The following is a 6,759-nucleotide window of genomic DNA, read 5'->3' on the forward strand; positions in this document are numbered from 1 at the left end:
CGCCGCCGGCTCACTCGCCCCGGGACGACCGGGTGCGTCGGCGCCGGCGGCGCGAGGGCGGGCGGACTGTCGTCTGCCGCAGGAAGGCGATGAGCCCGGTGATGCGCTCGGCGTACTCCAGGAAGACCTGGAGCGTGGCGGCCATGAGCACCGGGTTGAGGGGCGCCCCGGTGGGGTGGCCGGCCTCGTTGCGCTGCAGGCGTACCGCGTTGAAGACGAGGTCCAGGATGGCGTCGATGTCCTTGCTGACGCTGTCGGGCAGGGCCAGCGCCTCCCGCCTGGCCTCGAAGGCCTCCCGGAAGAGGCGGTAGCGCGCGTACAGGCTCTTCTCCGCCCACCACTCCGACAGCGACCGCCGCTCCGCCTCGGGCAGCGTGGCCAAAAACGCTTCGGTCAGCTCCAGCATCAGCAGTTCCGACGCCACGCCGAGCAGCAGCGCGCTCGCCCGGATCAACCCCCGGTGGAAGGCGGCTACGCTCTCGCGCAGGACGTCGAGGACCAACGGAGGCAGCGTGGGCAGGCGCTGCTGGGCGGCCGCCAGGTACCGGTCGGGGTCGTAGGGGACCGGGCGCCCGGTCTGCAGCACCTGCCGACCGTACTCGGTGACGCGCACCCACGGCCAGCCCAGGTGCCGGCGGTCCAGCGCGGGCAGGAGGATGTTGCTGGTGGCCAGTTCGTGCAGGACCTCCAGCGCGACCGTCTCCTCGGCCCGGCCGAAGCCCGGGAATTGCCGCGCCAGCGCGTCGAGGAGCGTGGGGACCTGGGTCTCCTGGTGGCGCGCCAGGAAGTCCAGGATGGCCGCCCGGATGCGGATGCGGAGATCGCCGGGGGCCGGGGCGCCTTCAACCGCCGACGGTGCGGGCTGGGGGCTGCCCTCGGGGAGGGGCACGGCCTGGTGTGGGGCGCTGGGTCCGGCAGAGAGCGCCGGCGGGAGGAGGAGGGCGGCGCCAGCTGCGGCGCTGCCGTCGGGGCTGGAGCCCGTCCCGGCAGCCCGCTCCGGCTCCGGCGCAGGCGCCCCCGCCGCTGTGGCCTGAGTCGCCGCCTGCGCGGCCCCGCGGCGGCGCCGACCGCGGCGGCGTCGGCGAGCCGGACGTCCTTCAGGCTGCTCCGGGGTCATCGGCGGGACACAGCGCTGCGGCTGCAGCTGGATGAACCATCACGCCCAGTCTAACAGGGCTGACCACCCTCCACAGTGGGGGCCGCTACCCGGCCACCACCAGGACCACGCCGGCCACGGTCAGCGCCGCCCCGGCGGCGGTGCGTGCGCTCACCGCCTCGACCTGACGGTAGCCGACGCCCAGCAGCAGCACGGCAAACAGCGGCGTGGTGCTGGCGAGCGGCGTCACCCGACTCACCTCGCCCTGGTGGAGGGCGAGGAAGTAGGTGAGGAACCCGCCCGTGCTGAGCAGCCCCGCAGCCAGCGCCGGGAGGAGGGCCGTGCGGGCCAGGCGGGGACGCTCCCGCCGCCCGCGCAGCAGGACCAGGGGCAGCAGCAGTAAGAGCGCCCCGGTCTGCGTCAGCGCCGCCGCGAGCGCCGGGGCCGGCAGGCGCTCCAGCCCCACCTTGCGCAGCAGGAAGGAGACGGCGGCCAGCACCGCGGTGCTGAGGGCGAGGGCTATGCCGCCGCGCCGCGGTCGGGCCTCCGGTGGAGAGGCCGTTCCGTGGCCCAGGGGCGGCGCGCTGGCGGTCAGGACCACGCCCAGGACCACGGCCACGGTCCCGAGCACGATGTCGGCGGTCAGCCGCTCCCCGAGGAGCAGGGCCGCGCCGGCCGCGGTGAAGAGCGGCGTCGTGTTGCTGGCCACCACCGTGGGCGCGATCCCGATGCGTCCGATGGCGGTGTACATGGCCAGGCGGGCCAGCCCGGGCGCCAGCAGCCCGGCGGCGAGGAAGATGAGGGCGGCGCCCCGGTCGGCCGGCACGAGCGGGCCGGTGACAGCGGCCAGCGTCCACAGGGTCAGGACGTTGGTGGCCACGGAGAGGAGCGTGACCACCTCGGGGGTGGAGCCGTGCAGGGCCAGGCGGACGGCGACGGCGTTGCCTGCGAAGAACGCCGCCGAGAGCAACGCGAAGACGGCCGCCATCCCGGCCGCGTGCGCCGGGACGGTCAGGAGGCGGGCGCGGGTGCGCTCAGGAGCGCGGCTGGACCGGCTGGAAGTTCGGCCCCGGTCCCGGCTGCGGGAGCCCGGGGATGGCCGGCCCGCGGTACGGGTTCAGGTAGAAGAACTCCGGCGGGCTGCCCGGGCGGCCGGGACCGTCCTCGGGTCCCTGGCCCGGGCGGAGTTCGTAGAGCTGGCCGTTGTAGTAGAAGAGGATGGGGCAGTCGCCCTGTCCCGGCTGCGGCTGCCCGGGGCGGGTGCCCGGGGTGCGGTCACCGGGGCCGGGGAGGGGGATGAACTCCTGCAACGGCGGCACGCCCTGCGCCAGCACGATCGGCGTGAGCAGCGCCAGCCCGCTCACCAGCATGCCCAGGACCATCCCCAGCATCAGCATCCGCATCGGCGTCGCCTCCCCGAGGACCCTTCCCGCTCTATGCCTGCCATTCCTTTCGGTCTAGAATGCTGAACGATGGCTCTCGTCTTCACGTTCCCCTGCGGCGGGTGCGGGCGCCGCTATACAGTTTATTACCCGAAAGCCCTCCTCTACCGGTTGAGCGGGACCGGGACGGCGGAGATGGGGCGCCGCGAGGACGAGGAGGACGAGCGCTCCGGCGCGGTGGAGGCGGCGCGGCGCCGGGCCGAGGCGTCGGGGCACGTCTGGGTGAACGCCGCCGAGACCCAGCAGGTGGTCTGCGCCTGCGGCAAGCACCTCGACGTGAACATCGCCCACCACCCCCGCGTCCCCCAGGGGCGAGGTACCAGCAGAGGGCGACAGGCCGGCTTCATCAGCCTGCCCGCCGCTCCGCGCGGCCGGGCAGGCGGCCCGGCCGGCGGGCACGGGACGGCCGGGTCGTGACGTGAGCGTCCCCGCCACCGACGCCCGCGAGCGGCTCCGCGTCCCCGTCGAGCGGCTGCGCTGGTGGTGCGACCCCGCCATCTTCCCCTTCGAGACTACCGACGAGCTGCCGCACGACGAGATCATGGTGGGACAGGAGCGCGCCGTCCGCGCCCTGGACTTCGGCCTGGGCGTGCCGCAGCCGGGCTACAATGTCTTCGTCACCGGCCCCACCGGCACCGGGCGCACCACCTACGCCCGCCAGAAGATCGAGCAGCTGGCCGCGCTGCGCCCCACCCCGTCCGACTGGTGCTACGTCTACAACTTCCAGCAGCCCGACGAGCCGGTGGCGATCCGCTTCGCCCCCGGGGAGGGGCGGCGCTTCCGGCGGGACATGGCCCGGCTGGTCGACGAGCTGCGCGAGGGCATCCGCCAGCTGCTGGCCAGCGAGCACTTCGGCAAGCGGCGGCGCGACACGCTGCGCGCCTACGAGGACCGGGTGAACGCCGTCTGGCAGCAGCTGGAGGCCGAGGGACGGCAGCTGGGCTTTGCCATCCAGCGGACGCCCGCGGGTGTCTTCCCGGTGCCCGTGGGGCCCTCAGGGGAGCCGCTGGCCCCCGAACTCCTGGAGCGCCTGCCGGCGCAGCAACGCGAGGCCCTGGAGGCGCGGGCCCGGCAGCTGGGCGAGCGCATCGGCGAGGCCCTGCGGCAGGTGCGCAACCTGGAGCGCGAGGCGCGGGACGCCCTGCACCAGCTCGAACGGGACGCGGTGGAGCGCGTGGTGGAGCGGGCGGTGGAGCCGGTCCGGGAGCGGTACGGGGCCAACCCGCGCGTGGCCGCCTACCTGGACGGCCTCAAGCACGACGTGGTGGAGAACCTCGACCTCTTCAAAGAGGAGGAGGAGCCGGCGCGTCCGCTCTTCCCCCTGCCGGTCGAGGTGCGGCGGCGCGACCCCTTCCTGCGCTACCGCGTGAACCTGCTGGTGGACCACGCCGAGACGCGCGGGGCGCCGGTGGTGATCGAACCCAACCCCACCTACTACAACCTCATCGGCAAGGTGGAGTACCGGGGGGAGTTCGGCGCGCTCGTCACCGACTTCACGATGATCAAGCCCGGCGCCCTGCACCGCGCCAACGGCGGCTTCCTACTGCTGCAGCTGCGGGACGTGGCGCTGGCGCCGATGGCGTGGGAGGCGCTGAAGCGGGCGCTGCGCAGCCGGGAGATCCGCATCGAGAACCTGGGCGAGCAGCTGGGCCTCATCCCCACCGCCACCCTGCGCCCGGAGCCCATCCCGCTGGACGTGAAGGTCGTCCTCATCGGCAACGCGCTGGTCTACCACCTGCTCTACCTGTTCGACGAGGACTTCCGGGAGCTGTTCAAGATCCGCGCCGACTTCGACGTCGACCTGCCTCGCAGCGAGGCCACCCTGCGGGAATACGTCCAGGCCCTGGGTGTCGTGGCCCGGCGGCAGGGCCTGCTCCCCTTCCACCGCGACGCCGTCGCCCGGCTGGTGGAGTACAGCGTGCGCGTGGCCGGAGACCAGGAGAAGCTCACCGCCCTCTTCCACGAGGTGGTCAAAGTCCTGGCCGAGGCCTCGGCGTGGGCGCAGCGGGAGGGGGCCACGGTGGTCCGGGCGGCGCACGTGGACCGGGCCCTGGAGGAGAAGGTCTACCGCAGCAACCGGATCGAGGAGCGAATCCGGGAGGCCATCGCCCAGGGGCAGCTCCTGGTGGACATCGACGGCGCCCGCGTGGGGACGGTGAACGGTCTGGCCGTCCACCTGCTGGGCGACTACGCCTTCGGGCGCCCCAACCGCATCACCGCCCGCACCTACGTGGGCTCGCGGGGGGTGGTGAACATCGAGCGCGAGACGCAGATGTCCGGGCGCATCCACAGCAAGGGCGTCTTCATCCTGGCCAACTACCTGGGGGGGCGCTACGCCCAGGACCGCCCGCTCACGCTGAACGCCTCGCTGACCTTCGAGCAGACCTACGAGGAGGTGGAGGGTGACTCCGCCTCCTCCACCGAGCTCTACACGCTGCTGAGCGACCTCGGTCAGGTGCCCATCGAGCAGGGGATCGCCGTGACCGGCTCGGTGAACCAGCACGGCCAGATCCAGCCCATCGGCGGGGTGAACGAGAAGATCGAGGGGTTCTACTACGTGTGCAAGGCCCTGGGGCTGACCGGGCGCCAGGGCGTGATCATCCCCGCCCAGAACGTGCGCAACCTCATGCTGCACGACGAGGTGGTGGAGGCGGTCCGCCGCGGCCAGTTTCACATCTGGGCGGTGCGCACCGTGGACGAGGGGCTGGAGATCCTCACCGGCCTGCCCGCCGGCGAGCGCGGGCCGGACGGGAAGTTCCCCGAGGGGACCGTAAACGCGCGCGTGGCCCGGCGGCTTGAAGAGCTGGCGGAGCGGCTGCGCCAGTTCGCCCCCCGCCCCGGCCGCGACGAGCGGCAGCCCGCCGAGGCCCCCATCCCGGCCGCCGGTGGAGAGGACGAGCCCTCCCGCTCGTGAGCGTCCTGGTCGTCGGCGCAGGCGGTGTCGGCGGCTACTTCGGGGGGCTGCTGGCGCGCGCCGGCGAGCGCGTCACCTTCATGGCGCGGGGGGCGCATTTGGACGCCCTGCAGGCCCAGGGCGGGGTGCGCCTGCACACCGTCCACGGCGAGCTCTTCGCCCCGGCCCGCGCCCTGGGCGCACCGGACGAGCCGGCCGAGCTGGTGCTCTTCACCGTGAAGGCCTACGACACGGAGACCGCCGCCGCGCGCATCGTTCCGGCGGTGGGCCCGCAGACCGTCATCCTCTCCCTGCAGAACGGGGTCGACAACGAAGAGGTGCTGGCGGCGCGCTTCGGGCCGGAGCGGGTGTGGGGCGGGACGGCGTACATCTTCGCGGCCATCGAGGCCCCCGGGGTGGTGCGCCAGACCGGGGGGCCGCGGGCGATCCGGTTCGGCGCCTGGACCGGGCGTGGCCTGACCGACCGCCTGCGCGCCTGGGAGGCGCGCTTCCGCGCCGCGGGGTTCGAGGCCGAGGCGCTGGCGGACATCCGGCCCGAGAAATGGAGCAAGTTCATCTTCATCTGCGCGCTGGCGGGCGTGAGCGCGCTCACCCGGCTGCCGCTCGGTGAGGTGCGGGCCTCGCCGCCCACCTGGGCGCTCTTCCGGGGATTGCTGGAGGAGGGCGTGGCGGTGGCGCGTGCCAGGGGCGTGCCCCTGCCGCCGGACCTGGTGGACCGTCACCTGGCCCTGGCGGAGGCCCAGCTGCCGGACAGCCGGGCCTCTCTGGCCACCGACCTGCTGGCCGGTCGGCGGCTGGAGGTGGAGGCGCTCCACGGGACGCTGGTGCGCTACGGCCGCGAGGCGGGGGTGCCTACCCCGCTGGCCTTCGCGGTCTACGCCGCGCTGCTCCCCCACCATCGGCGGGCCGTGGGGATGGGCACGGGCGGCGGATGATTGACCGATCGGTTGCGCGGGGGTCGGCACCGGAAGGGCAGACGGCTCGGCGGGCGCGCGCAGCGGACGCACGCGGGGAACGCGGCCGTGCACCCACCGTCGACCCCAGGACACGAGGCGGGCGCCGCGGGACCGGCTCCGGTCAGGTGCCCCTGCGGCACACGGGAGGACTGACTTACCGTTGCTCCCTCCCGGGCCTGGCGGGGTTCGTCAGATCCCGTTGCGCAGGACCCGACCTTCGTCGTCGGACCGCCGCGGACCGGGCCCTCACGCCCCGGGCCTCGGGCGGGGATTCAGCCCCGCTGTAGCGGATTGCGGGTACAGGGAACCGCTAGCTCCCCACCTAGCACGGCCGCACCTCATTGTACCCTA

Annotated in this window: 6 protein-coding genes and 1 other RNA gene; 3 read left to right on the forward strand and 4 right to left on the reverse strand. The window is 73.9% G+C overall.

From position 1 onward, the window contains the following. Positions 1 to 10: 10 nt before the first annotated feature. The 3 genes from RB146_10075 to RB146_10085 form a co-directional block, all read right to left on the reverse strand. Positions 11 to 889 (reverse strand): hypothetical protein, encoded by an 879-nt coding sequence (locus RB146_10075; GenBank protein MDQ7829321.1) that lies wholly within the window; start codon positions 887 to 889, stop codon positions 11 to 13. 313 nt (positions 890 to 1,202) lie between these two features. Then, positions 1,203 to 2,084: a DMT family transporter gene (locus RB146_10080; GenBank protein MDQ7829322.1), complete on the reverse strand. Its 882-nt coding sequence runs from the start codon at positions 2,082 to 2,084 to the stop codon at positions 1,203 to 1,205. 46 nt (positions 2,085 to 2,130) lie between these two features. Next, on the reverse strand, positions 2,131 to 2,499 hold the full coding sequence (locus tag RB146_10085; GenBank protein ID MDQ7829323.1) for a hypothetical protein: 369 nt from the start codon (positions 2,497 to 2,499) through the stop codon (positions 2,131 to 2,133). 69 nt (positions 2,500 to 2,568) lie between these two features. On the opposite strand from RB146_10085, the gene RB146_10090 reads away from it, so the two are divergent. From RB146_10090 to RB146_10100, 3 genes are read left to right on the forward strand one after another with little or no spacing between them, the layout of a single operon-like run. Beyond that, the gene (locus RB146_10090) at positions 2,569 to 2,955 is read left to right on the forward strand and encodes a hypothetical protein (GenBank protein ID MDQ7829324.1); all 387 of its coding nucleotides are present in this window, start codon (positions 2,569 to 2,571) and stop codon (positions 2,953 to 2,955) included. Position 2,956: 1 nt separating this feature from the next. Next, positions 2,957 to 5,452, forward strand: coding sequence for an ATP-binding protein (locus RB146_10095; GenBank protein ID MDQ7829325.1), 2,496 nt, complete (start codon positions 2,957 to 2,959; stop codon positions 5,450 to 5,452). Then, positions 5,449 to 6,387 carry a 2-dehydropantoate 2-reductase gene (locus RB146_10100; GenBank protein ID MDQ7829326.1) on the forward strand — a complete coding sequence of 313 codons (939 nt, stop codon included), beginning with the start codon at positions 5,449 to 5,451 and terminating at the stop codon, positions 6,385 to 6,387. Before RB146_10095 ends, RB146_10100 begins: the two co-directional genes overlap by 4 nt. Positions 6,388 to 6,472: 85 nt before the next feature. On the opposite strand, the gene ffs is transcribed toward RB146_10100, so the two are convergent. Further along, positions 6,473 to 6,739, reverse strand: an RNA gene (gene ffs / locus RB146_10105) — signal recognition particle sRNA large type. Positions 6,740 to 6,759: the final 20 nt, after the last annotated feature.

It is taken from the genome of Armatimonadota bacterium (genome assembly GCA_031081585.1).
Taxonomy (GTDB): Bacteria; Sysuimicrobiota; Sysuimicrobiia; order Sysuimicrobiales; family Humicultoraceae; genus Geohabitans; species Geohabitans tengchongensis.

Bases quoted from the DNA above. Each gene is read 5' to 3' on its own strand.
- RB146_10080 (MDQ7829322.1), bottom strand. From the start codon at position 2,084: ATGGCGGCCGTCTTCGCGTTGCTCTCGGCGGCGTTCTTCGCAGGCAAC.
- RB146_10085 (MDQ7829323.1), bottom strand. From the start codon at position 2,499: ATGCGGATGCTGATGCTGGGGATGGTCCTGGGCATGCTGGTGAGCGGG.
- RB146_10090 (MDQ7829324.1), top strand. From the start codon at position 2,569: ATGGCTCTCGTCTTCACGTTCCCCTGCGGCGGGTGCGGGCGCCGCTAT.